The 23,726-nt window shown below is 37.4% G+C and carries 20 protein-coding genes; 12 read left to right on the plus strand and 8 right to left on the minus strand.

Annotated elements, in window-relative coordinates:
• The first annotated feature begins 85 nt into the window (after positions 1 to 85).
• A complete protein-coding gene (locus AO058_RS08430) occupies positions 86 to 670 on the plus strand; it encodes a DUF4136 domain-containing protein (protein ID WP_075326034.1) in 585 nt (194 codons plus the stop codon).
• 160 nt (positions 671 to 830) lie between these two features.
• On the opposite strand, the gene pheT is transcribed toward AO058_RS08430, so the two are convergent.
• Complete coding sequence (gene pheT, locus AO058_RS08435) at positions 831 to 3,257, minus strand: phenylalanine--tRNA ligase subunit beta (protein ID WP_075326035.1); 2,427 nt, start codon at positions 3,255 to 3,257, stop codon at positions 831 to 833.
• A gap of 139 nt (positions 3,258 to 3,396) precedes the next feature.
• Positions 3,397 to 5,496, minus strand: a complete 2,100-nt coding sequence (gene recG, locus AO058_RS08440; RefSeq protein WP_075326036.1) for an ATP-dependent DNA helicase RecG — start codon at positions 5,494 to 5,496, stop codon at positions 3,397 to 3,399.
• Positions 5,497 to 5,615: 119 nt separating this feature from the next.
• Here recG and AO058_RS08445 point away from each other — a divergent pair, with 119 nt between their 5' ends.
• From AO058_RS08445 to AO058_RS08455, 3 genes are read left to right on the plus strand one after another with little or no spacing between them, the layout of a single operon-like run.
• Positions 5,616 to 7,733, plus strand: a complete 2,118-nt coding sequence (locus tag AO058_RS08445; protein WP_075326037.1) for a M1 family metallopeptidase — start codon at positions 5,616 to 5,618, stop codon at positions 7,731 to 7,733.
• A complete protein-coding gene (locus tag AO058_RS08450) occupies positions 7,733 to 8,635 on the plus strand; it encodes a patatin-like phospholipase family protein (RefSeq protein WP_075326038.1) in 903 nt (300 codons plus the stop codon). Before AO058_RS08445 ends, AO058_RS08450 begins: the two co-directional genes overlap by 1 nt.
• The gene (locus AO058_RS08455; protein WP_075326039.1) at positions 8,635 to 9,558 is read left to right on the plus strand and encodes a patatin-like phospholipase family protein; all 924 of its coding nucleotides are present in this window, start codon (positions 8,635 to 8,637) and stop codon (positions 9,556 to 9,558) included. Before AO058_RS08450 ends, AO058_RS08455 begins: the two co-directional genes overlap by 1 nt.
• On the opposite strand, the gene AO058_RS08460 is transcribed toward AO058_RS08455, so the two are convergent.
• From AO058_RS08460 to AO058_RS08470, 3 genes are read right to left on the minus strand one after another with little or no spacing between them, the layout of a single operon-like run.
• Positions 9,555 to 10,076 carry a DUF7935 family protein gene (locus AO058_RS08460; RefSeq protein WP_075326040.1) on the minus strand — a complete coding sequence of 174 codons (522 nt, stop codon included), beginning with the start codon at positions 10,074 to 10,076 and terminating at the stop codon, positions 9,555 to 9,557. The two genes, AO058_RS08455 and AO058_RS08460, sit on opposite strands and share 4 nt — an antisense overlap.
• Positions 10,073 to 11,695: an FMN-binding glutamate synthase family protein gene (locus AO058_RS08465; RefSeq protein WP_075326041.1), complete on the minus strand. Its 1,623-nt coding sequence runs from the start codon at positions 11,693 to 11,695 to the stop codon at positions 10,073 to 10,075. The genes AO058_RS08460 and AO058_RS08465 overlap by 4 nt, the downstream gene beginning before the upstream one ends.
• Before the next feature lie 3 nt (positions 11,696 to 11,698).
• Positions 11,699 to 12,979, minus strand: coding sequence for an amidohydrolase (locus AO058_RS08470; RefSeq protein WP_075326042.1), 1,281 nt, complete (start codon positions 12,977 to 12,979; stop codon positions 11,699 to 11,701).
• A 164-nt stretch (positions 12,980 to 13,143) separates the two neighbouring features.
• Between AO058_RS08470 and AO058_RS08475 the strand changes: the two genes are divergently transcribed.
• The 4 genes from AO058_RS08475 to AO058_RS08490 all read left to right on the plus strand — a co-directional run bounded on the left by AO058_RS08475 (position 13,144) and on the right by AO058_RS08490 (position 17,460).
• On the plus strand, positions 13,144 to 15,465 hold the full coding sequence (locus AO058_RS08475; RefSeq protein ID WP_075326043.1) for an ATP-dependent helicase: 2,322 nt from the start codon (positions 13,144 to 13,146) through the stop codon (positions 15,463 to 15,465).
• A 66-nt stretch (positions 15,466 to 15,531) separates the two neighbouring features.
• Positions 15,532 to 15,744 (plus strand): DUF2945 domain-containing protein, encoded by a 213-nt coding sequence (locus AO058_RS08480; protein WP_075326044.1) that lies wholly within the window; start codon positions 15,532 to 15,534, stop codon positions 15,742 to 15,744.
• 65 nt (positions 15,745 to 15,809) lie between these two features.
• Positions 15,810 to 16,430: an L-threonylcarbamoyladenylate synthase gene (locus AO058_RS08485; RefSeq protein WP_075326045.1), complete on the plus strand. Its 621-nt coding sequence runs from the start codon at positions 15,810 to 15,812 to the stop codon at positions 16,428 to 16,430.
• Positions 16,431 to 16,623: 193 nt separating this feature from the next.
• Positions 16,624 to 17,460 (plus strand): alpha/beta fold hydrolase, encoded by an 837-nt coding sequence (locus AO058_RS08490; protein ID WP_075326046.1) that lies wholly within the window; start codon positions 16,624 to 16,626, stop codon positions 17,458 to 17,460.
• Positions 17,461 to 17,531: 71 nt separating this feature from the next.
• On the opposite strand, the gene AO058_RS08495 is transcribed toward AO058_RS08490, so the two are convergent.
• From AO058_RS08495 to AO058_RS08505, 3 genes are all read right to left on the minus strand, one after another.
• Positions 17,532 to 18,365, minus strand: coding sequence for an OmpA/MotB family protein (locus AO058_RS08495; protein ID WP_075326047.1), 834 nt, complete (start codon positions 18,363 to 18,365; stop codon positions 17,532 to 17,534).
• A 91-nt stretch (positions 18,366 to 18,456) separates the two neighbouring features.
• Entirely contained in the window at positions 18,457 to 19,452 is a 996-nt protein-coding gene (locus AO058_RS08500) for a glycosyltransferase family 2 protein (RefSeq protein WP_075326048.1), read from the minus strand.
• On the minus strand, positions 19,449 to 19,916 hold the full coding sequence (locus tag AO058_RS08505) for a type I restriction enzyme HsdR N-terminal domain-containing protein (protein WP_075326049.1): 468 nt from the start codon (positions 19,914 to 19,916) through the stop codon (positions 19,449 to 19,451). The genes AO058_RS08500 and AO058_RS08505 overlap by 4 nt, the downstream gene beginning before the upstream one ends.
• A 75-nt stretch (positions 19,917 to 19,991) precedes the next feature.
• On the opposite strand from AO058_RS08505, the gene holA reads away from it, so the two are divergent.
• The 4 genes from holA to AO058_RS08525 all read left to right on the plus strand — a co-directional run bounded on the left by holA (position 19,992) and on the right by AO058_RS08525 (position 23,726).
• A complete protein-coding gene (holA, locus tag AO058_RS08510) occupies positions 19,992 to 20,996 on the plus strand; it encodes a DNA polymerase III subunit delta (protein WP_075326050.1) in 1,005 nt (334 codons plus the stop codon).
• A 1-nt stretch (position 20,997) separates the two neighbouring features.
• On the plus strand, positions 20,998 to 21,900 hold the full coding sequence (menA, locus tag AO058_RS08515; RefSeq protein WP_075326051.1) for a 1,4-dihydroxy-2-naphthoate octaprenyltransferase: 903 nt from the start codon (positions 20,998 to 21,000) through the stop codon (positions 21,898 to 21,900).
• Positions 21,901 to 21,983: 83 nt separating this feature from the next.
• The gene (locus AO058_RS08520) at positions 21,984 to 22,664 is read left to right on the plus strand and encodes a metal-dependent hydrolase (RefSeq protein ID WP_075326052.1); all 681 of its coding nucleotides are present in this window, start codon (positions 21,984 to 21,986) and stop codon (positions 22,662 to 22,664) included.
• A 27-nt stretch (positions 22,665 to 22,691) separates the two neighbouring features.
• Complete coding sequence (locus tag AO058_RS08525; RefSeq protein ID WP_075326053.1) at positions 22,692 to 23,726, plus strand: o-succinylbenzoate synthase; 1,035 nt, start codon at positions 22,692 to 22,694, stop codon at positions 23,724 to 23,726.

Below are 23,726 nucleotides of genomic sequence, written 5' to 3' on the forward strand. Positions count from 1 at the left end.
TTTTGTTTGTTAATTAAATATCAATTAGGAAAGATCCTTTTTTTAATTATAAAGTAAAACTTATTTTCATTTAAAATTGAAACCTATGAAGAAATTGAAACTTTTAATTACCACAATTATGGTGGCTGCTTTTTTGATGTCTTGCGGCTCTGGAAGCAATATTTCTAAAGATTCTTCCAAAAAATTAAAAAATTACGATACCTATTCTTATTTGCCAAATCAGGACACTATTTTGAATCGGGATTATAATAATGACCGTGTACACGAGGTGATTATCTCTACCATAAACAATAATATGGCTAGCGAAGATTTTGCAATAGATAATCGTCAACCCGATGTGTTAGTCTATGTGCACACTATGTTTGATGAAAAGGTAGATGTAAATGCGAATCCTGTGTATACAAATTTCTCATATTATCGTCCGGGACTTTATATAGGGCCATATTATGAAGATTATACCTACGAGAATTATTTTACGATTCAGCGTATTGGAGCCGATGGTGCCATTAGACAAATACCTTATAAAGAAAAATCTATTGTTATAGATTTTATAGACCGCAGAACCAATCAAATCTTATGGCGTGGAACCGCCGATGAGGAAATTGGGTCAAGAAGATTAGAAAGAGATCTAAGAAATTATGTAGATGAAATCTTTAAAAAATTTCCATAGTTTATCTTAGCTAAAAATAGAAATTGGCTGTTTAAATGCTCCTAATGTCACTCTGAACTTGTTTCAGAGTCTAAGCTAAATTGAAACTTAATTCAAGTTAGAACCTGAAATAAATTCAGGTTGACGTAAGATGGAAATTTAAACAGCCAATTTTATATAATTACCTCAACTCAGCCTGAAGTTCTTCTTCAAATCTTTGCTGAAGCTTTTTCATCATTTTATCTACCTGCTTATCGGTAAGGGTTTTGTGTTCATCCTGAAATTTAAAACTCACAGCGTAACTTTTCTTGCCTTCGGGAAGATTTTTTCCCTGGTAAACATCAAAAAGATCAACTTCTTTTAAGAGTTTTTTCTCTGTTTTTAAGGCTATTTCTTCAATTTGATCGTAAGAAATATTATTATTCAGTAATAAGGCAAAATCACGTCTTACGGCCGGATATTTAGGAATTGCGCTAAAATTAATTTTCCTGGATTTTACAACGTCCAGTAAAGCATCCCAGTTAATATCGGCATAAAGTACTTCCTGCTCAATATCAAAATGCTTTAAAACCTTTTTGCGAATCACTCCAAAAGAAACCAGATTGTTTTTTGCTGAAGAAAATATAAGTCCTTCAGAAAATACATCAGATTTTACTGCGGAAGGCTTTAAATTTTCAATTCCAAATCTTTGAAAAATTGACTGAATTACTCCTTTCAATAAAAAGAAATCTGTTCTGACAGAAACTGAATTCCAACGTTCGGCATTTCGGTTTCCACTAATAAAAATGGAGAGGTGTTTGTTTTCTACACGGCTTCCATTAAAATCGTGATACGTTTTCCCGAATTCAAATAATTTAAGATCACTGCGTTTCCTGTTAATGTTATAACTCACAGACTCCAGTCCCGAATATAACATAGATTGTCTCAAAACAGATAAATCCTGACTTAACGGATTTAGCATTTGAACATTCTGAGATTCTTTAATTTGCTCACTCAATCCAGAATAAGCCGGTGTAGTTAAAGAATTGGCCATGGTTTCATAAAAACCCTGACCCACCAACTGGTTGGCAATTATATTTTGAAGTTTATAATCTTCATACTTTGAAGAATTAGCAACTGAAGCATTTAGTTTTTCGCCAAATTTAATATTGTTATAGCCATAAACTCTTAAAATCTCCTCTATTACATCGGCTTCCCGCTGCACGTCTACGCGATAAGAAGGAATGGTAAGTCCCATCCCGGTTTCGGTAACATTGTTTACCCTAATTTCAAGCGACGCAAGGATAGATTTTATAGTTTCTTCTTCAAGATTTTCCCCAATTAGTTTATTCACTTTATCAAAGGTTAGGAAAACCTGGAAATCTTCAATTTTCTTAGGATAAAGATCATCAATATCACTGGTTACTTCGCCGCCGGCAATTTCTGTAATTAAAAGTGCAGCGCGTTTTAAAGCATATTCAGTAATGTTGGGGTCAATTCCTCGTTCAAATCTAAAAGAAGCATCGGTATTTAAACCGTGTCTTTTTGCCGTTTTTCTAACGCTCACCGGGTTAAAATAAGCGCTTTCTAAAAAGATTTGGGTGGTAGCCTGGGTTACCCCGCTGGTAGCACCGCCAAAAACTCCTGCAATACAAAGCGGTTTTTCGGCATCACAAATCATTAAATCTTCTTCGTGAAGCTCTCTCTCTACTTCATCCAAAGTGGTAAATTTCGTTCCTTTTTCCAGGGTTTTTACATTGATTTCATTACCGGCAATTTTTGCAGCATCAAATGCGTGTAGCGGTTGCCCAAGCTCGTGCATCACGTAATTGGTAGCATCTACCACGTTGTTTTTTGGGCCAAGACCTATCGCTTTTAATCTATTCTGAAGCCATTTTGGTGATTCTTCTACTTTAAGCCCGGATATAGTAACGCCGCAATATCTCGGTGCCAGCGCCGAATCTTCTACCTGTATCTGTACTTTTAAACTTCTGTTGTCTACATGAAAACTACTAACTGAAGGGGTGATTAGTTCTAAATTCCTTCCTTGTTGGGTGTAACCGGCTTTTAGATCTCTGGCAACGCCCCAGTGGCTCATTGCATCGGCACGGTTTGGAGTAAGACCAATTTCAAAAACCTGGTCGTTTTCAACATCAAAAATTTCGGCAACAGGAGTTCCGGGAATTAGGTCGTCTTGCATCACCATAATTCCTTCATGGCTTTGTCCCAGGCCAAGTTCTTTTTCAGAGCAAATCATCCCGTAACTGGCTTCACCTCTAATTTTACCTTTCTTAATTGGCCAGGCTTCACCTTTTTCATCATAGAGAGTTGTACCAATAGTCGCTACAGGAACTTTTTGCCCAGCACCAATATTGGGTGCACCGCAAACAATTTGTACGTGCTCGCCATTTCCTAGATCTACGTTAGTAAGTTGTAGCTTATCAGCATTTGGATGACTTTTACATTCCAGCACGTGGCCCACAACAATACCTTCAAGACCACCTTTAATGCTTTGAAAAGGCTGTAGTCCTTCTACTTCAAGGCCAAGATCGGTGAGTAATTCTCCCGTTTTCTCCGAATCTTCGGGAAGTTTAATAAATTGTTTAAGCCAGTTATATGAAATTTTCATGTCTCAATATTTTCAGTTCGCAAAGATAGTATTACGAATAGTTTTGGCATAATTTCAAATTTTAATTTTATGCCTTATTTTAAGAAATGTGAGAATTAAGAATGAGGAAGAAGATTCATCATTTTTTTAAACCTTAAGTCTAGCTAATATAATTCCAGATATTTTTATGTTTTGCCACCTGCGCGTAAGTAAAACGAAGCACTTTATTCTTTTCCATAGAGAGGTTAGAATCCTCTTTTAAAATCTTCATAGCGTGATGTCGCGCCAATTTTAGGATGTCATTATCCTTAACAATATCGGCGATCTTTAAATTTAAAACACCGCTTTGCTGGGTGCCCATAATATCGCCGGGGCCTCGTAATTTTAAATCAACCTCGGCAATCTCAAATCCGTCGTTGGTTGCGGTCATGGTTTCCAACCTGGTTTTACTGTCGTTAGATAATTTGTGACCCGTCATTAAAATACAGAAACTCTGTTCGGCACCACGGCCTACACGTCCTCTCAGCTGGTGAAGCTGTGAAAGCCCAAATCGTTCGGCACTTTCAATAATCATGACACTGGCATTTGGGACATTTACTCCAACTTCAATTACAGTGGTGGCGACCATAATTTGAGTTTCGCCTCGTACAAAACGCTCCATTTCATAATCTTTGGCGTCCGATTTCATCTGGCCATGAACTATAGAAATTTGCTTATCTGGAAACTCCCGGGCAATACTTTCATAACCATCCATTAAATCTTTATAATCCATTTTTTCCGATTCCTGGATCAATGGATAAACGATATATACCTGCCGACCTTTTTTTATTTCATCTTTTATAAAAGCGAAAACTTTAAGTCGGTTGCTGTCATAACGATGTACGGTTTTAATTGGTTTTCTGCCGGGTGGTAATTCATCTATTACCGAAATGTCTAAATCGCCATAAAGACTCATCGCTAAGGTTCTTGGAATTGGAGTAGCGGTCATCACTAAAATATGGGGTGGCACCTGGTTTTTTCGCCATAATTTGGCCCGTTGCGCCACGCCAAAACGATGTTGTTCATCTATAACTGCCAGCCCTAAATTTTTAAATTTTACTTTGTCTTCCAGCAAAGCGTGAGTACCAATTAGAATATCTATTTCCCCATTTTCAAGCTTTTCGTGAATTTCGCGGCGGGCTTTAGTTTTGGAAGAACCGGTAAGTAAATAAATACTGGTGTCCAGGTTTTCGCAAAGTTCTACTAGACCGTTATAATGCTGAATGGCGAGAATTTCTGTAGGTGCCATTAGGCAGGCCTGGAAACCATTATCTAGCGCAATAAACATAGACATTAAGGCCACAATGGTTTTTCCTGAGCCTACATCGCCCTGCAGCAAACGGTTCATTTGCGCACCGCTGCCAAGATCGGCTCTAATTTCTTTAATTACTCGTTTTTGAGCACCCGTAAGTTCAAAAGGAAGATGGTTTTTATAGAATTCACTGAAATTCTGCCCAATTTCTTCAAAAACAAAACCTTTTATTTTTTGCTTCTGAAGCATATTTTTAATCAACAATTGCAGCTGAATATAAAATAGTTCTTCAAATTTTAAGCGGAATTGTGCTTTAGCCAGCAGTTCCTGGCTCTGCGGAAAATGAATATTAAATACGGCTTCTGCTTTTGGAATAAGTTTTAATTCTGAAGTGATTTCTTCAGAAAGCGTATCGTAGAATTTCCCTTTGGTTTCAATAAAAAGTTGCTGCATCAGTTTATTGATAACCCGGTTGGTAATGCCTGATTTTGCTAATTTTTCTGTAGAAGGATAAATTGGCTGCATCGCGGTACGCAGTTGCTTTTTATATTCCTCTACCGGTTCCATTACCGGATGCGGCATACTAAAAAGACCGTTAAACCAATTGGTTTTTCCAAAAATAACATAAGGTGTGTTGATCTTTAAATTCTCCCGAATCCATTTTTGGCCACGAAACCAAACCAGTTCCATTTTTCCGGTATCATCAATAAAATCGGCTACCAGGCGCTTGCCGCGTTTTTGTTCTACACTTCTTATATGGGTGATTTTGCCCACCACCTGCACTTCAGCCGAGTTTCTTTGCAACTCGTTTATTTTATAAAAACGGGTTTTGTCCAGGTAACGGTTTGGAAATAAATTTAATAGATCCTGGTAGGTATGAATGCCAAGTTCTTTCCGCAGTAAATCTGCGCGGTTTGGGCCTACCCCTTTTAGATAATCTATGGGTGTTTGCAAAATATTGGCGTTCATGCAAACGAAGATATTAAAATCAGGTTTTTTAGGCTGAATTTCACTTAAAAATTAAACCTGAAATTTTCAGCGATTAAATTTATCCAGTTTTTGTAATTTGTGCCCTGTAGTTTTTTAGTATGAAATATTCTTTTATCGCCCTCCTTTTTTGCTGTAGCTGGAACTTTTATAGCCAGGCTCCCATTGCAGATTCACTCAACCAAGTTGAAAATATAGATTTTATAACCGCTGATGCAGAAATTTTTGTAGATCCGGTAAATAAAGAGGTTTCGGGCGAGATTAATTACGAGTTCGAAATTATAAAAAGCATCGATTCCTTCTATGTTGATGCGCGAAATATGAATTTTGATGAGGTTTTGCTGAACGGGGAACAAAAGAACTACAGGAATTCCGGGGGACGTATTTGGATGAAAAATGAAATAAATCCATCAGAAAATAATTCTCTTCAACTTAAATATTCTGTTAAACCAAAAGAAGCGGTATACTTTATAAATTGGGATATAGACGATTCTATAACGGCTCCCAAACAAATATGGACACAGGGACAGGGGAAATACACGTCTAATTGGTTGCCTTCTTTTGACGATCAGCGGGAAAAAGTAGAATTTGATATCACGTATCATTTTCCGAATGATTTAGAAGTGATGGCCAACGGAAAACTTTCTGGTACATCGGTTAGTGATTCTTTAAAAAGTTGGAATTTTGATATGCAACAGCCTATGAGCAGTTATTTACTGGCTTTTGCAGCGGCAAATTATGTTGTGGAAGAAAAGAAATCTGCTTCAGGGGTTTCTTTACAGTTTTATATGCCGATTTCAGAAAAGAAAAATATGGAACCGACTTATAGGCACAGTAAAGAGATTTTCGACTTTCTCGAAACTGAAATTGGGGTAGCATATCCGTGGCAAAATTACAAGCAGGCACCGGTACGCGATTTTCTATATTCTGGAATGGAAAATACTACGGCTACTATTTTTGACCACGCTTTTATTACCGATTCGATAGGTTTTACAGACCGAAATTATGTGAGCGTCAATGCACACGAACTGGCCCACCAATGGTTTGGAAATTTGGTGACCGCTGAAACGAATAACGATCACTGGCTACACGAAGGATTTTCTACTTATTACGCGCTGCTGGCCGAACGTGAAATCTTTGGAGATGATTACTATTACTGGCAACTTTATGAATCTGGTGAAAAACTGAAAGAAATAAGCGATAGCGGAAAAGGTGAACCGGTTACCAAAGCTAGGGCAACATCCTTAACCTATTATCAAAAAGGAGCCTGGGTTTTGCATATTTTGCGTGAGCGAGTGGGAGATGGGGCGTTTAAAAAAGCGGTGAAAAATTATTTGGAACGCTACAAGTTTCAAACCGCTACTACAGAGAATTTTATTGCTGAGGTTGAAGCCGCTGGAAATGTTAGCCTATCCGATTTTATGGCAAAATGGTTAAACCAAACCGCTTTTCAGGGTTTTGCAGCTTTAAATTCTTTGAAGAATTCAGAATTCATTCAAAATCATTTAAATATTCTGGCACTGCGAGAAACACCTATAGAAAAAAAGGAAGAACTTTTAAGTGCAGAACTCGATTTCCCGGTAAGCGATTATACCGGCCAGGAAGTGGTTTATCAATTAGAAGGTGAAACTTCTGCCGGAGCTATAAATCTTTACAAAAAAGCATTTGAAACAAACAATATTTACGTTCGCCAGGCTATTGCCACCAGTATGGAGAGAATTCCGCAGGAATTAAAATCAAAATTTGAATCTCTGCTCAAGGATGAATCCTATGTTACTAAAGAAGCCGCTCTGCTTAAATTATGGATGAATTTTCCCCAAGAAGTTTCCACCTATTTAGATCAGACCAAGGGAATCGAAGGATTTACCAATAAAAATGTACGAATGCTCTGGCTTACCTTAAACCTGGTGACACCAAATTACGAACCTGAGAAACAACAGGAAACATATAATGAGCTTTCGGGTTATACCGCTACCCATTTTCCAATTGAAGTAAGGGAGAATGCTTTTGGCTATTTATACCAGATAAATAGTTTTACCAATCAAAACCTGCTGGACTTGATGCAGGGAACCCAGCACCCAACTTACAGGTTTAGAAATTATTCCAGGCAGTTATTAAATGAGCTGCTTAAAAACGAAGAATATCGTAAGAAATTCTTAGCTTTAAAGGATAGTCTTTCTCAAAAAGAACAGGATTATTTGCAAACAAAACTCAATTAATGAGGGCATTGGTAATATCGGGAGGAGGCAGTAAAGGCGCTTTTGCCGGTGGGGTAGCCCAGTATTTAATTGAAGAATTACAGCGCGATTACGAACTATATTTAGGAACTTCTACGGGGAGTTTACTTATTTCTCATCTTGCTTTAAATAAGTGTGAAAAAATAAAAAACATTTATACTACGGTAAATCAAAGTAGTATCTTTAGTAATCGCCCTTTTCTTATAAAAAGACGTCACGGCTACGATCAAATTAGCATAAATCACTTAAACGTACTTCTAAATTTTCTAAAAGGAAAAAAGACTTTTGGTGAAAGTAAAAACCTTAAAAAACTTATTGAAGCCACTTTAACCAAAGAAGAATTCTTAAGTTTACAAGCCGCGAAAAAGGATATTGTGGTAACGGTTTCTAATATTTCTTTAAATACGGTAGAATATAAATCGATTAAAGATTTTGAATACGAGGAGTTTTGTGAATGGATCTGGATTTCCTGTAATTACACGCCTTTTATGAGTCTTGTGCAAAAAAATGGTTGCGAATATGCCGATGGTGGGCTGGGAACGATGGTCCCAATTGAAGAAGCAATAAAAAGAGGCGCTACCCATATTGATGCGATTATTTTACAAACTGAAGCTACTTTTTATAATAGGATGCCTTCTAAAAACGTTTTTGGACTCATTACTAATTTGTTTCGGTTTATGTTGGACAGGATCGAATCTCAAAATATTAAAATAGGGAAATTTGCGGCAGCCAATAAAAATGTAACTATAAATTTTTACTACACCCCTACGGTATTGACTACCAATTCCCTTATTTTTGATGAAAAGCAAATGAAATCCTGGTGGAAAAGCGGTTATAAGTTTGCCGAAGAAAAAAGCGAGGAAATTAATCAAATTGAACCTTAATGCGTGCACTGGTAATATCTGGCGGGGGCAGTAAAGGCGCCTTCGCAGGAGGCGTTGCTCAATATTTAATTCAGGAAGAGGGCAAGAAATACGATTTGTTTCTTGGTACTTCAACCGGGAGCTTGCTTATTCCGCATCTCGCGATGGGAAATATAGATAAGGTTTACGAGATCTACACCAATGTAAACCAGCGTAAGATTTTTAGCATAAATCCTTTTGTAGTTAAACGAAAAGAAGGAAGGGAGTATGTGACCATCAATTACTTTAATATGTTCTGGCAGTTTGTGCGGAAGAAAAGAACTTTTGGAGAAAGCCAAAACCTTAGAAAACATATAAAAAGAAATTTTTCTGAAGAAGATTTTAGTAAGCTTAAAAACCAGGTTGAAGATGTAATTGTAACAGTTTCCAATTTATCTAAAAACCGCGTAGAATATAAGTCGATTAACGATTTTTCTTACGAAGATTTTTGCGACTGGATTTGGATAAGTTGTAATTATATTCCATTTATGAGCCTTGCTAATAAAGACGGATTTGAATATGCCGATGGCGGACTTGGTTGCGTGGTACCTATACGGGAAGCCATAAAACGCGGCGCAACAGAAGTTGATGCGATTATTCTTGAAGCCGAAAATATGGAGTATAATAAGGTTCTGGGGAAAAATCCTTTTTCGTTAATGATCAACCTTTTTGGGTTTTTACTGGATCAGGTAGAATACCACGATATTGTAGAAGGAAAACTGGCGGCTTTAAATAAAAAAGTAAAACTGAATACCTATTACACTCCAACAAAATTGACCGAAAACTCACTGGTTTTTAATAAAAAATTAATGGGGGAATGGTGGCAGCAAGGTTACGATCACGCCAAGGAAAAGCATTTGCAATTTCTGGCAACCAAACGTAAAAGTTTCTTCGGATTGTTTTAAATGAAGCGTTTTACTTCATTTTTTAAGTAAGCGATCGCAGCTTCAGTAGGAGATTGTTTTTCCATTAGATTCTTCAAAATTATTTCTCTTAATTTATCGGCATCAGTAACACTTTCCTGTTGATTAGCTTTTCTAATAATTCCGATAGTAGCATTTTTAGCCGTTTTAATATAATCCCAACATTCAACCGAAAGATAAATTTGCTGCGCCAGGTTATGTTCAAATTCCTGTTCAATTGTATTAATTAAGGATCGTTCATAGGCTTCTTTATCATTAGAATTGGGTTTTACCCTAAATAAAATTTTTCCGGGTGAAATTCTTTCTAAAAATAACGTCATCCTTTCGTAAGCCTGCAACTTTAAAGGAAGCGAAGTTTTCTGATTTTCTCTATGTAAAAGAAAGCGTCTTCTGTTTTCTTCATTTTTGTTATAGGAACTAAAAAAATAAAAGGCTACTACACCAACAATTAAAGCCGGTAAAATAGCTAAAAGTATTTGGGAAAGTTCTATCTGGTTCATTCGTTCTTATTATGGGGTGCGGTTTCTTCGGTTTCGGCTTCTTTGGTGGTTACTTCTTTTTGCTTATGAATTCCACCCAGATGTGGGCTATCCATATGCGTTTGAATACCCTCGAAAGGTACTTTTTCTTTGTGATATGCAAAAGTGATGGCCAGGGTTTTTGCCAGGTTCTTATCGCTTAAATTTATCTCCACATCGTCCATAGTAAACTGCGCCGGATGCTCGTAACCACAGGCATGTGTAATCTCTAAAAGCTCTTTTCTAAACTTGGTAAAATAGTAATTTACCCGTCGTGCCTTGTCTTTTACATTAATTCCCGCCTGCAACCATTTGTTTTGTGTAGCAACGCCGGTAGGGCAGGTGTTATTGTGGCAGGCCTGCGCCTGTATACAGCCAATGCTCATCATTGCTTCCCGGGCCACGTTTATGCAATCGGCGCCAAGGGCAAAGGCCATTGCGGCTTTTGCGGGGAACCCGAGTTTTCCACTTCCAATAAAGACAATTCTATCGGTAATCCCTTCATTTAAGAATATTTGGTAAACATCGGTAAATGCGTAAATCCAGGGTAGTGAAACGTGATCGGCAAAACTTGGAGGCGCGGCCCCGGTTCCGCCTTCGCCACCGTCAATAGTAATAAAATCGGGTCCTCGTTTGGTTTTTGCCATAAGAGCGGCAAGTTCTTCCCATTGATTTAACCTTCCCACGGCCGATTTAATCCCTACCGGAAGTCCGGTTGCTTCAGCGATATCTTCAATAAAATCTACCAATTCTGGAATATTGTCGAAAGCAGAATGATTTGGAGGGGACAGGATGTCCTGCCCCATAGGAACGTGCCTAATTTCAGAAATCTCTTTAGTAATTTTTGAAGCAGGCAGCACGCCGCCTTTTCCAGGTTTTGCACCCTGCGAAAGTTTAATTTCAATAGCGCGGATTTGAGGATTCTCTTTTACAAGCGCCACCATTCTATCCATAGAAAAGTTTCCTTTTTCATCGCGAACTCCAAAATATCCGGTTCCAAAATGAAATACCACGTCTGCTCCTTTTTTGTGATATTGCGAAAGTCCGCCTTCCCCGGTATTGTGGTAGGCTCCGGCTTCTTTACAACCTGCGTTTAGCGATTCTATTGCCCTGGCAGAAAGTGAACCAAAGCTCATTGCCGAAACATTGATGATAGAGGCCGGTCTAAACGGACGCTTTCTTTTGTTAAATTCGCCCATCACCTTTGCACAGGCAATGAAATTAGGGTCTATTCTGTTGGGATGCTTTTCGTCCAGTTTAAAAGGAATCATCGCATTATTTATAAAAATATAATGCGTTGAAAAAATATCCTGATCGGTTCCAAAACCTTCGTAATTGTTTTCATTTTTTGCTGAAGCATAAATCCAGCCTCGTTCTACCCGGTTAAACGGTAATTCTTCCCGGTTGCTGGCAACGATATATTGCCGCAGTTCCGGGCCAATTCCTTCCAAGAAATACCGCAAATGCCCTACCACAGGAAAATTGTGTTTTATGGTGTGCGCACGGCTAAAGAAGATATCTTTTATAGCAATTAAAACAATAACGATAAGAATCCATCCCCACCAGGGAATACTTCCAAAAAAATCTAAAATACTTTCCATAAATTATTGGTTTAGGTAATCTATAGCCAGTTGAGACATTGTTTTTACACCCAGTAACATTCCGCTTTCATCTATGAAAAAGTCGGGAGTGTGGTGGGGTGCCGGTTCATTGGAATCTAAAGGTTTTCCACCCAGGAAATAATAGAACCCGGGAATTTCTTCCTGGAAGAAAGAGAAATCTTCCCCGCCGGTTGTTGCTTTGGCCAAAACCACATTTTCTTTTCCGGCTACTTTTTGTAATGTCGGTAGCATTTTGCTTGTAAGTTCGGGGTCGTTATAAGTGATCGCAGTATTATTTTGAATTTCAACCGTAGCTTCCCCACCGTAAGCTTCAGCAATTGCAGGAACCATTTCGTTCATTCTTTTCAGAATTAATGCTTTCATATCAGGATCCAAAGTTCTTATCGTCCCAATCATTTCGGCAGTTTCAGGAATTATATTGAAGCGAACGCCACTGGTAATTTTTCCTACGGAAATTACCGCAGCGGCATCTACTAATTTAGATTCCCGGCTGATTATTGTTTGCAAACCATCTATAATTTTTGCTGAAATAAGAATAGGATCGGTCCCGCTCCAGGGAGCAGATCCGTGGGTTTGTTTTCCTTTTACATTTATTACAAAACGTTCTACAGCAGCCATAGTGCCTTCAGGTTTATAACGAATTGTTCCCACGGGTGTTTCCGAATTAATATGAAGTCCGAAAATTGCATCTACATCAGGATTTTTAAGAACGCCCTCCTTAATCATAAGGGAAGCACCACCTTCTTCTCCCGGTGGCGGGCCCTCTTCTGCAGGTTGGAAGATAAACTTTACCGTACCATTTATTTTATCTTTATGCTTTGAAAGCACTTCAGCAACACCCATCATAATTGCGATGTGAGTATCGTGACCACAGGCGTGCATCACCCCGGTTTCTGAACCTAAAAATTCTGTTCTTACTTCAGATTTAAACGGGAGATCATTTCTTTCGGTTACTGGGAGCGCATCAATATCTGCTCTTAAAGCCACGGTTTTGCCTTCATTATTGCCTTTTAGAATTCCTACCACGCCGGTTTTTGCTATTCCGGTAGTAGTTTCAATTCCCAAACTTTGTAAATGAGCTGCAATTTTTTTAGCGGTTTCGGTTTCCCGGTTGGAAAGTTCAGGGTGCTGATGAAAATCCCTTCGCCACTCAATCACCTGTTCTTCTATTTCTTCAGCAGCCGAATTAATTTCGGGATTAATCTCCTGCGCCGCTAAAGTGAAGCTGAAAAGCCCAAGAAAGCTGCATACAATTTTTTTCATAGTAAATTTATTTAGCGTTCAATTTGATTTGCAGAATTTTAAAGATATTAAAAACTTAAGCAATTGCTCAAAGCTAATCTGAGTTTGTTTAAAACAAAGTAGGTTTACGGGTTTATAAATTGTATCATTTTGGTTAATTTCACGCATTTAAAAAACTGAAGAGATTGGAAGCTTATTTAGCCGAATTAAATGATGCACAACGTGCGCCTGTACTGCAAAAGGATGGCGCAATGATTGTGATTGCAGGAGCAGGATCTGGAAAAACGCGGGTGCTTACTTACCGTATTGCTTACCTTATGAGCCAGGGCGTAGATCCTTTTAATATTTTATCGCTAACCTTTACCAATAAGGCCGCCCGGGAGATGAAAACCCGAATCGCTAAAATTGTGGGTAACAGTGAAGCGAAAAATCTTTGGATGGGAACTTTTCACTCAATTTTTGCAAAAATTTTACGGTTTGAAGCCGATAAATTGGGTTATCCGTCAAACTTCACCATTTACGATACTCAAGATTCTCAAAGCGTGATCAGGGCGATTATTAAAGATATGCGCCTGGATAAAGACGTTTATAAATATAAGCAGGTTTATAGTCGTATTTCTTCCTATAAAAATAGTTTGATTACCGTAAAAGCTTATTTTCAAAACCCGGAATTGAAAGAGGCCGATGCGATGTCTAAAAAGCCGCGTCTTGGTGAAATTTACCAGGAATATGTGGAGCGTTGCTTTAAAGCCGGTGCGATGGATTTTGATGATCTTTTGCTCAAAACCAATGAACTGTTAAACCGTTTTCCTGAAGTGCTTCATAAATACCAGAATCGTTTTAGATATATTCTGGTTGATGAGTACCAGGATACCAATCATTCGCAGTATTTAATTGTAAAAGCACTCTCAGATAAATTTCAGAATATATGTGTGGTAGGTGATGATGCGCAGAGTATTTATGCTTTCCGCGGAGCAAATATTAATAATATCCTGAATTTCCAGAAGGATTATGATAACGTACAAATGTACCGGTTAGAGCAAAATTACCGTTCTACCAAGAATATCGTTAATGCGGCAAACTCTATTATTGAAAAGAATAAAACCAAACTGGAAAAAATAGTTTGGACGGCAAATGATGAAGGGCCAAAAATTGTGGTGAATCGCCTGCTAACTGATGGGGAAGAAGGAAGATTTGTTGCCGGTTCTATTTTTGAGAACCGAATGCAAAATCAGATGAGTAATGGCGATTTTGCCATTCTCTATAGAACCAACGCGCAAAGCAGGGCAATGGAAGACGCGCTTAGAAAAAAGGAAATTCCGTATAGAATTTATGGTGGACTTTCATTTTACCAGCGTAAAGAAATTAAAGACGTCCTGTCTTATTTAAGATTGCTGATCAACCCAAAAGATGAAGAAGCTTTAAAGCGGATAATTAATTATCCGGCTCGAGGAATTGGACAAACCACGATGGATAGGTTAAGCATTGCGGGAAATCAATATGGGAAAACCATTTTTGAAATTATTGAGAATATAGATCATCTGGATCTAAAGATCAATAAAAGTACGCAGACCAAGCTGAATAATTTCGTGAATATGATTAAGAGTTTCACGATTTTAGCCGAAAATGCCGATGCCTTTACTGTTGCAGATACTGTAGCCAAAAAAACAGGATTGGTTCAGGAATTAAAGAAAGATGGTACTCCAGAAGGAATTGCTAGAATTGAAAATATTGAAGAGTTACTTAACGGGATTAAAGACTTTGTAGAAGGCCAAAAAGAGCTGGCAGATGCTGATGGTTCTTTAGCTGAATTTCTGGAAGACGTCGCCCTGGCTACAGATATGGATAAAGATACCGGTGATGACGATCGCGTGGCGTTAATGACCATTCACCTGGCAAAAGGACTGGAGTTTCCTTATGTATATATTGTTGGCTTAGAAGAAGATTTATTTCCTTCAGGAATGAGTATGAATACCCGAAGCGAACTGGAAGAAGAGCGCCGTTTGTTTTATGTAGCCCTTACCCGGGCCGAAAAACAGGCTTACCTGACCTATACGCAGTCACGTTACCGCTGGGGGAAACTTGTAGATGCCGAACCTAGTAGGTTTATTGAAGAAGTAGACGAGCAGTATATGGATTATATGATTCCGCAGGACGATTATAAATATAAACCGTTGATAGATACTGATATTTTTGGGGATGATATTGATAAAAGCAAACTTCGACAGAGTAAACCTAAAAAGGGAACTCCGCCTCCGGCGCATAAACCAAGCGAATCTCAGTTAAGAAAACTTCGAAAATTAAAACCCGCTAGTCCCGAGCCTCAAAAAGCTACAAACGCTATAAAACTCGAGGCTGGGAATGTAGTGGAGCATATGCGTTTTGGAAAAGGAAAAGTACTTGCTATAGATGGGATAGGGCAGGATAAAAAAGCCGAAATTGATTTTGAAAACGGAGGAATTAAAAAATTACTTTTAAGATTTGCTAAGCTGAAATTGATCTCTTAGAACTCGTTAAACTTCTGTTATATAAAGCCGCTTCATGCGGCTTTCTTTTTACCTTCAAAATAAAAAATGATTAAAGAAGGAAGCACTGTTAGTTGGAAATGGGGAAACGGTAAGGCTAAAGGGAAAGTAACTGAAACTTACACTAGAGAAATTACCAAAACAATAGCCGGAAGTGAAATTACCCGAAAAGGCGAAGAAGGCAATAAAGCACTTTTTATAGAACAGGAGGATGGAAGTAAAGTGCTGAAGCTGGAAAGTGAAGTTTCTAAATTAGATTAGTTAGTCTATTTCAAAAATATCTGCACGAAAATTTGTAAATTCTCAATTACTAAAAAATTATAATTATGGCTGAATTACTTAAAATTTATGACGAAAATCCGAGTCAGAAACATATTAATAAAGTAGTAGAAGTCCTAAGAAAAGGAGGGCTTATAATTTATCCAACAGATACTGTTTATGGTCTTGGGTGCGATATAACCAATACCTCGGCATTAGAAAAAATCGCCCAGATCAAGGGCGTAAAACTTGAAAAGGCTAATTTCTCTTTTATTTGTGAAGATTTAAGCAATCTTTCAGATTATGTGAAACAAATAGATTCTGCAACTTTTAAAGTGCTCAAAAGAAATCTTCCCGGCCCTTATACGTTTATTTTACCCGGAAATAATAACCTTCCAAATGTCTTTAAAAAGAAAAAAACAGTAGGGATTAGGGTGCCCGATAATGCGATTTGTAAAAGTATTGTCGCCACTTTGGGGAATCCGATTGTTTCTACCTCTATTTACGATGAAGATGAAGTAATAGAATATACCACAGATCCTGAATTAATTAAAGAAAAATGGGATCATCTCGTAGACTTGGTAATTGATGGTGGTTATGGAGACAATATTCCCTCTACCGTTATAGATCTTACAAATTCTGAACCTGAAGTAATAAGGGAAGGAAAAGGAAGTATTGAAATTATGTAATTTTAAATCTCTCATTGAGGGTTTAATTCCCCGAGAATGGTCTCGAAATTATAAAATAGTTTTCTAGTTCATACCTCCTAGGTTTCCCCTGGGTTCTTGGTTAAAATTTTGAAAACACGTTAAAAGCCTGCTAAATGCGGGCTTTATTTTTTTAGACTAAGCTTTAGTGCATAACTTAATAAAAAAATAAGCAATGAATTATATAGAGACTAAAAACGAAGAGAAAGGAAATAAGATTAAACTTTTCTATGAAGATTATGGCGAAGGGCAACCGGTGATTCTAATTCACGGCTGGCCTTTAAGTCATAGGATGTGGGAATACCAGATAGAGAAAATTGTAGATGCGGGGTTTAGATGTATAAGCTATGACCGTCGAGGATTTGGCGACAGTGATAAACCCTGGGAAGGTTATGATTACGATACTTTGGCATCAGATTTAAACGATGTTATCACTGTATTAGGACTTTCAAAAACAATTCTCGTAGGTTTCTCTATGGGTGGAGGAGAAGTAGCCCGCTTTATTGGAAAATATGGAACTGCAAATATTGAAAAAGCTGCCTTGATCTCTGCTGTGCCGCCTTTTATGCTGAAAACAGACGATAATCCTGATGGGCTTGAGAAAGAAGTTTTTGAAGGTTTTAAAGAGGAGATTAGAAAAGACCGCGCAGGTTTCTTAGCGGGGTTTGGTGATAAGTTTTACAACTTCAGCAAAAATAAAGATCGTATTAGTGAAGACCAGAAACATTATGACTGGAGTATTGCTTGTAAAGCTTCAGCTAAAGCCACACTAGATTGTGTAGATTCTTTTGGATTGACAGATTTTAGAGAAGATCTAAAACAGTTTGATGTACCAACGCTAATAGTCCATGGAGATGATGATGAAATTGTGCCAATAGATATTGCCGGTAAGAAAAGTAAAGATCTGGTTAAGGATAATACTTTTGAAGTAATTAAAGGCGCACCACACGGCCTGGTGATGACGCACAAAAAGGAGTTTAATGAGATCTTATTGCGCTTTTTAAAGAAATAATATTATCAACCTGTTAGAAAATAAAAAACCCCGCAATTGCGGGGTTTTTCTATATTTAAAAGAATCAAAGCTTATTTAGCAGATTTCATTCCTTCTTCGATCATTCCGTAGAATTGATCAAGTTTAGGAAGAACTACAATTCTTGTTCTTCTGTTTTTAGCACGACCTTCAGCAGTTTCGTTGGTTGCAACAGGTACATAGTAACTTCTACCAGCGGCAGTCATTCTAGCTGGCTCTACACCAAACTCATCCTGAAGAATTCTAACTACAGAAGTAGCTCTTTTCACACTAAGATCCCAGTTATCTTCAAACATTGAAGTTTTGATAGCTTTATCATCAGTATGTCCTTCTACCATAAACTCGATGTCTGGCTTGTTTTTAACTACAGTAGCAACTTTACCAAGTACTTCTTTAGCACGGTCGGTTACATTGTATCTTCCACTGTCAAATAAAAGTTTGTCAGAAATAGAAACGTAAACTACACCTTTTTCAACATTTATTTCAATGTCTTCATCGGCCATATTACCCAAAGCACCTTTTAAGCTTGTTACAAGCGCTAAAGTTACAGAGTCTTTTTTGCTAATAGCATCACGCATACTCTGGATAGCAAGGTCTTTTTCTTTAATGCTTTCAAGAGAACGCTCAAGGTTTTCTGCTTCTTTCTTAGAAAGAGTGGCAAGGTCACCTACGTTGTTAAGCAATGCCGCGTTGGTATTGTTAAGTCTTGTGATTTGCTGGTTAAGGTTTTGTTTATCTTCTAAACACGCATTTAATTTAATGGTTGCAGTGTTTAGTTCATCCTGGGTTTGTTTTTGTTTTTCTTCCAGTTCAGCGTATTTCTTATTAGATACGCAAGAGGAAAACAAAAGAACGGCGGTTGCCGATAAAAGCATAATTCGTTTCATAATCTTGTAATTGTTATTAATGTTAGATGATTCAAAAGTATCAAAAAAAAGTAAAGCGGAAAAAGAAGCTTTACTATAAGTTTGAATACCTTTATTTTAATTTAGAAAATTCATTTTTGCCTAAACAAAAATAAGACCAAATAATAGATTTTACCTGATAATATTCAGAGTTTTTTGTAATTCCTCTTCGTTTTCTATGCATTTTTTGAAAATTACGGTAAAAAGCGGTATGCGCCTGCAGGATAGCATATAAATGTGAGAATTTCCCATTTATCAGAAACTTGATTCCCGCAATCCCATCCAGGATCATTCTCATAATTAAAATGCCGTAAACATTAGGTGTGGGAACATTCTTTAAAAGCATATATAAACTGTTTCTGAAATTGAAAAACGTCTTCCTGGGATTCATACTATCCAGGGTAGCACCACCCACGTGGTAAACGTTGGAAATTCCAGAAAATTTTATTTGATAGCCTAAATTATGGATTCGCCAACATAGATCTATTTCTTCCTGGTGGGCAAAAAAATCTTCATCGAGCGCACCGGCCTCCCAATAAACTGTATTTCTAATTGCAAAACAAGCACCGCTGGCCCAAAAAATAGGAGTATCGTCATTATACTGCCCGTGGTCTTCTTCTAAAGTATCAAAGATCCTCCCACGGCAAAATGGATAGCCATATTTGTCAATATAGCCGCCGGCTGCTCCTGCATATTCAAAGTAGTTTTTTCTTTTAAAATCAAGTATTTTTGGTTGGACTGCAGCCGTTTTAGGTTCGTTTTTAAAGATTTCAAGAATAGGGTTTAGCCAGTTTTTAGTAACTTCTACGTCACTATTTAGCAAGACAAAAATATCTTCGGATAAACCGGAAAGCGCATCGTTGTAACCTTTGGCGAATCCGCCGTTTTCCTTATTCTGAATAATTTTGACCTGCGGAAAATTTTCCTGTACAAATTCTACCGAATCATCTGTAGAAGCATTATCAGCTACGTAAATATTGGCACCTTCAGAAAAACGAATTACCGAAGGCAAAAACTGCTCCAGTAAACTGCGGCCATTCCAATTTAAGATTACTACTGCGGTGCTCATTGTTTTTCAGAAGTTTTAGAAGAAATATAATCGGGAATTTCAGGTAGAAAATGATATTTTTCTTCTTTGTAATCAAGTTTGCAGAAGTAATGCTCCAATCCGTTGGTAAGCATTAAATAATCGGCTTTTAAACTCAAATTATACCTGGCGATCTGGTCAAAAACTTCCTGGGTTATTTTAATATGTGGGGCTTTACATTCTATCACCACTTTTATTTTTCCGTCAGGATAAAAAACTACCGCATCATAGCGTTTAGTAAGCTTTCCAAGCTTAAGTTGTTTTTCAACATTAATATGGTTTTTAGGATAATTCTTATCTAAAGTAAGGAATTTAACCACGTGTTGTCTCACCCATTCTTCGGGAGTTAAAACCACAAATTTTTTCCGGAGTTCATCAAAAACGGCTATTTTATTTTCACTATTTTTGAACCGGAACGAATATTTTGGAAAATTAAGCGCTAACATAGGCCAAAAGTAAAAAAGAAAACCACAGCGCAGCAAGCTTCAGTTTAATTTAAAATTCAAAAATCCTTCACCTTAATGGAAGAAGCAAAAGAGATTGTAAATAATATTCAAAAAGGTAGTGTATCGCCGCTTTACTTTTTAATGGGCGAAGAACCTTATTATATAGACAGGATCTCAGATTTTATAGCGCAAAATTTACTGGCAGAAGAAGAAAAAGGTTTTAACCAAATCATTATGTATGGCCGCGATACCAATATAGATGAAATTGTGAGTAATGCCAAGCGCTACCCAATGATGGCCGAAAGACAGGTGATTATCGTTAAAGAAGCACAGGACCTTTCCAGGAGCATAGAGAAACTGGTAGATTATGCCGAAAATCCTCAGCCTACCACCACTTTGGTTTTTTGTTATAAATACAAAAGCCTGGATAAGCGTAAGAAACTTTCTAAAGTTCTAAAGAAAAGTGGGATTTTATTTGAAAGTAAACGCCTCTATGAAAACCAGGTGGCAGACTGGATCATGAAAACCCTGAAGGCAAGAAATTATACCATTTCTCCAAAAGCAGCACAAATGCTGGTAGAATTTTTAGGAATTGATCTGGGGAAAATTGATAACGAATTAAATAAACTTCAACTAATTACGCCTGAAGGAACTCAAATTACCCCAGAGCTTATTGAGCAAAATATAGGAATAAGTAAAGACTTTAATAATTTTGAACTGCGGAAAGCCATTGGAATGCGAGATTCTTTAAAGGCGCATCGCATTGTAAATTACTTCGCGCAAAACCCGAAAGACAACCCAATGGTGGTGACCATTTCGCTCTTATTTTCTTATTTCTCACAAATTATGCAATATCACGGCCTCCCCGATAAATCTAAGGCTAACGTAGCCAAACAGCTAAAAGTGCATCCTTATTTTGTTGGGGATTATATAGCCGCAGCAAAAAATTATCCGATGAAAAAAGTGAGTCAGGTAATTGGCTTGCTGCACGAAAGTGACGTAAAAGGAAAAGGTGTGGGCGCGGTGAATATTTCTCACGGCGATTTGCTTAAAGAATTAATGGTTAAGATCTTAAATTAAAATGGGTAAAATAAATTCATGGATTAGCGCTGCCCGGTTAAGAACTTTACCATTATCGGTTTCCGGAATTATTGTTGGAACCACCATTGCGGTTAGCGAAGGTGTTTTTAGTATTACTATTTTTAGTCTTGCACTAGCCACCACTTTAGGATTACAGGTGCTTTCAAATTTTGCCAACGATTATGGCGATGGTGTAAAAGGAACCGATAATGAAGATAGGGTAGGCCCGCAACGTGCTATACAAAGCGGACTTATTTCTCAAAAGGAAATGTTTCAGGTAATTGTAATCACTGCAATTGTTACCTTATTATTTGCTGTTTTACTTATTTATGCTGCTTTCGGGAAAGAAAATTTAGGTTATGCTTTATTTTTTTTCCTACTGGGAGTTGGGGCAATTGCTGCAGCCATTAAATATACCGTAGGTAAATCGGCTTACGGTTATCGGGGGCTGGGAGATGTTTTTGTGTTAATTTTCTTTGGTCTGGTTGCCGTTTACGGTTCTTATTTTTTATACGCGCATCAATGGAACTGGTTAGTGTTGCTTCCGTCATTCAGTATTGGTTTTTTAAGTATGGGGGTTTTAAATCTCAATAATATGCGCGATAGAATTTCTGATGAAAAAGCGGGAAAGAATACTCTTGTAGTGAAACTCGGGGCTAAAAATGCCAAAAACTATCATTATGCACTTATTCTGGGAGCCATACTTTGTTTGGTTTTATTCACCGTACTTACCCTAGAAAGTGTAAACGATTTTCTTTATCTGCCGGCTTTTATTCCCTTAATACTACATCTTAAAAGAGTGGTAGAAAATGAAAATGCTACTTTACTTGATCCAGAACTTAAAATTTTAGCCCTTTCTACCTTTGCTACCGCTATACTTTTTGGTTTAGGCCAGATATGGTAAGAAGTTTAACAAAATTATATATTTGGTCATTTCTAACCTTTTTCAGCGAATCCTTAAATTAGGGCGAACATAAAAATTATATTATGAAAATCACGTATTACGGACAAAGTTGCTTCGGAATTAAAATAGCAGATATCAATGTTTTGGTAGATCCGTTCATTACCGGGAATGAACTCGCCAAAGATAAAATCAATATCAAAGACATTAAAGCTGATTATATTTTACTCACCCACGCACATCAGGATCATACTTTAGATGCTGAAGAAATTGCCAAAAACACAGGCGCTGTAATTGTGAGTAATTTTGAGATCGCAAATCATTACGAAGAAAAAGGCATTGAGGTTCACCCAATGAATCACGGCGGAAGCTGGGATTTTGAGTTCGGAAAAGTAAAATACGTAAATGCAATTCATACCAGCTCTTTTCCCGATGGAAAATACGGCGGCCAACCCGGCGGATTCGTAATTGAAGGAGAACACAAAAATATTTATATTGCCGGCGATACTGCGCTTACTATGGATATGAAATTGATTCCGCAGCGCACTACTTTAGATCTTGCAATTTTGCCTATTGGCGATAATTTTACAATGGGTGTAGAAGATGCCATAGTAGCCAGTGATTTTGTAGAATGTGACAAAGTTTTGGGTTGCCATTATGATACTTTTGGTTATATTGAAATAGACCACGAAGAAGCAAAAAGAAAATTCTTTGATGAGGGTAAAGACCTTATGCTTCTTGAAATAGGAGAGAGCCTGGAACTTTAATTTCCACTTTTTTCCCAATAAAAATATATGCAGGCAGATTATAAAAAGTATATCTTAAAATTTAAGCGCCCCAGCGGAACTTCGCGGGGCGTTCTTACTACTAAAGAAACCTGGTTTTTAAAAATAACCGATGCTGATAAAGTTGGTTACGGTGAATGCGGTATTCTTAGAAGTCTGAGTGTGGATGATAGGCCAGATTATGAAGAAAAACTGCAATGGGTTTGTAACAATATTAATTTGGGCGAAACGATGCTTTGGGAAGAGTTAAAAGAATTCCCCAGCATCCAAATAGGAGTAGAAATGGCTTTTAGATCTTTAAATGCCAAAAATCCTTTTGAAATATTTCCTTCAGAATTTACAAAAGGAAAAGCTTCAATTCCCATTAACGGATTGATATGGATGGGGGAGAAATCATTTATGAAATCCCAGATTCAGGAGAAAATTGAAGCGGGATTTGATTGTATTAAAATGAAAATTGGTGCGATAGATTTTGAAACCGAACTGGAGCTTTTAAAATATATTCGCTCTGAATTTTCTTCCAAAGAAATAGAATTACGCGTAGATGCAAATGGAGCTTTTAAACCTAAAGAAGCCCTGGAAAAACTGAAGCGTTTAAGTGAATTTCAATTACATAGTATAGAGCAACCTATAAAACAGGGACAGCTGAAGGAAATGGCAGATTTATGCCGGGAAACTCCGCTGCCAATTGCTTTAGACGAAGAATTGATTGGCGTTTTTAATGTAACAAAGAAGAAAGAATTGTTACATACAATAAAGCCACAGTATATAATTTTAAAACCCAGTTTAATCGGTGGTGTTAAAGGCACACAAGAATGGATAGATTTAGCCGAAGAAAACAATATTGGCTGGTGGATCACCAGTGCTTTAGAAAGTAATGTAGGGCTAAATGCAATTTCCCAATTTACTTATACAAAAAACAATAAAATGCCCCAGGGACTTGGCACCGGAAGTTTGTATACCAATAATATTCAAAGTCCGTTAGAGGTAGAAAAAGGAAATATTCAGTATAATCCAGCTAAAAGCTGGGAATTTAATTTTTAG

Source organism: Salegentibacter sp. T436, assembly GCF_001932675.1.
GTDB lineage: Bacteria > Bacteroidota > Bacteroidia > Flavobacteriales > Flavobacteriaceae > Salegentibacter > Salegentibacter agarivorans.

What these genes read in the sequence shown, in the direction of transcription:
- AO058_RS08430 (WP_075326034.1), top strand. Translation starts at nt 86, where the DNA reads ATGAAGAAATTGAAACTTTTAATTACCACAATTATGGTGGCTGCTTTT.
- pheT (WP_075326035.1), bottom strand. Translation starts at nt 3,257, where the DNA reads ATGAAAATTTCATATAACTGGCTTAAACAATTTATTAAACTTCCCGAA.
- recG (WP_075326036.1), bottom strand. Translation starts at nt 5,496, where the DNA reads ATGAACGCCAATATTTTGCAAACACCCATAGATTATCTAAAAGGGGTA.
- AO058_RS08445 (WP_075326037.1), top strand. Translation starts at nt 5,616, where the DNA reads ATGAAATATTCTTTTATCGCCCTCCTTTTTTGCTGTAGCTGGAACTTT.
- AO058_RS08450 (WP_075326038.1), top strand. Translation starts at nt 7,733, where the DNA reads ATGAGGGCATTGGTAATATCGGGAGGAGGCAGTAAAGGCGCTTTTGCC.
- AO058_RS08455 (WP_075326039.1), top strand. Translation starts at nt 8,635, where the DNA reads ATGCGTGCACTGGTAATATCTGGCGGGGGCAGTAAAGGCGCCTTCGCA.
- AO058_RS08460 (WP_075326040.1), bottom strand. Translation starts at nt 10,076, where the DNA reads ATGAACCAGATAGAACTTTCCCAAATACTTTTAGCTATTTTACCGGCT.
- AO058_RS08465 (WP_075326041.1), bottom strand. Translation starts at nt 11,695, where the DNA reads ATGGAAAGTATTTTAGATTTTTTTGGAAGTATTCCCTGGTGGGGATGG.
- AO058_RS08470 (WP_075326042.1), bottom strand. Translation starts at nt 12,979, where the DNA reads ATGAAAAAAATTGTATGCAGCTTTCTTGGGCTTTTCAGCTTCACTTTA.
- AO058_RS08480 (WP_075326044.1), top strand. Translation starts at nt 15,532, where the DNA reads ATGATTAAAGAAGGAAGCACTGTTAGTTGGAAATGGGGAAACGGTAAG.
- AO058_RS08485 (WP_075326045.1), top strand. Translation starts at nt 15,810, where the DNA reads ATGGCTGAATTACTTAAAATTTATGACGAAAATCCGAGTCAGAAACAT.
- AO058_RS08490 (WP_075326046.1), top strand. Translation starts at nt 16,624, where the DNA reads ATGAATTATATAGAGACTAAAAACGAAGAGAAAGGAAATAAGATTAAA.
- AO058_RS08495 (WP_075326047.1), bottom strand. Translation starts at nt 18,365, where the DNA reads ATGAAACGAATTATGCTTTTATCGGCAACCGCCGTTCTTTTGTTTTCC.
- AO058_RS08500 (WP_075326048.1), bottom strand. Translation starts at nt 19,452, where the DNA reads ATGAGCACCGCAGTAGTAATCTTAAATTGGAATGGCCGCAGTTTACTG.
- AO058_RS08505 (WP_075326049.1), bottom strand. Translation starts at nt 19,916, where the DNA reads ATGTTAGCGCTTAATTTTCCAAAATATTCGTTCCGGTTCAAAAATAGT.
- holA (WP_075326050.1), top strand. Translation starts at nt 19,992, where the DNA reads ATGGAAGAAGCAAAAGAGATTGTAAATAATATTCAAAAAGGTAGTGTA.
- menA (WP_075326051.1), top strand. Translation starts at nt 20,998, where the DNA reads ATGGGTAAAATAAATTCATGGATTAGCGCTGCCCGGTTAAGAACTTTA.
- AO058_RS08520 (WP_075326052.1), top strand. Translation starts at nt 21,984, where the DNA reads ATGAAAATCACGTATTACGGACAAAGTTGCTTCGGAATTAAAATAGCA.
- AO058_RS08525 (WP_075326053.1), top strand. Translation starts at nt 22,692, where the DNA reads ATGCAGGCAGATTATAAAAAGTATATCTTAAAATTTAAGCGCCCCAGC.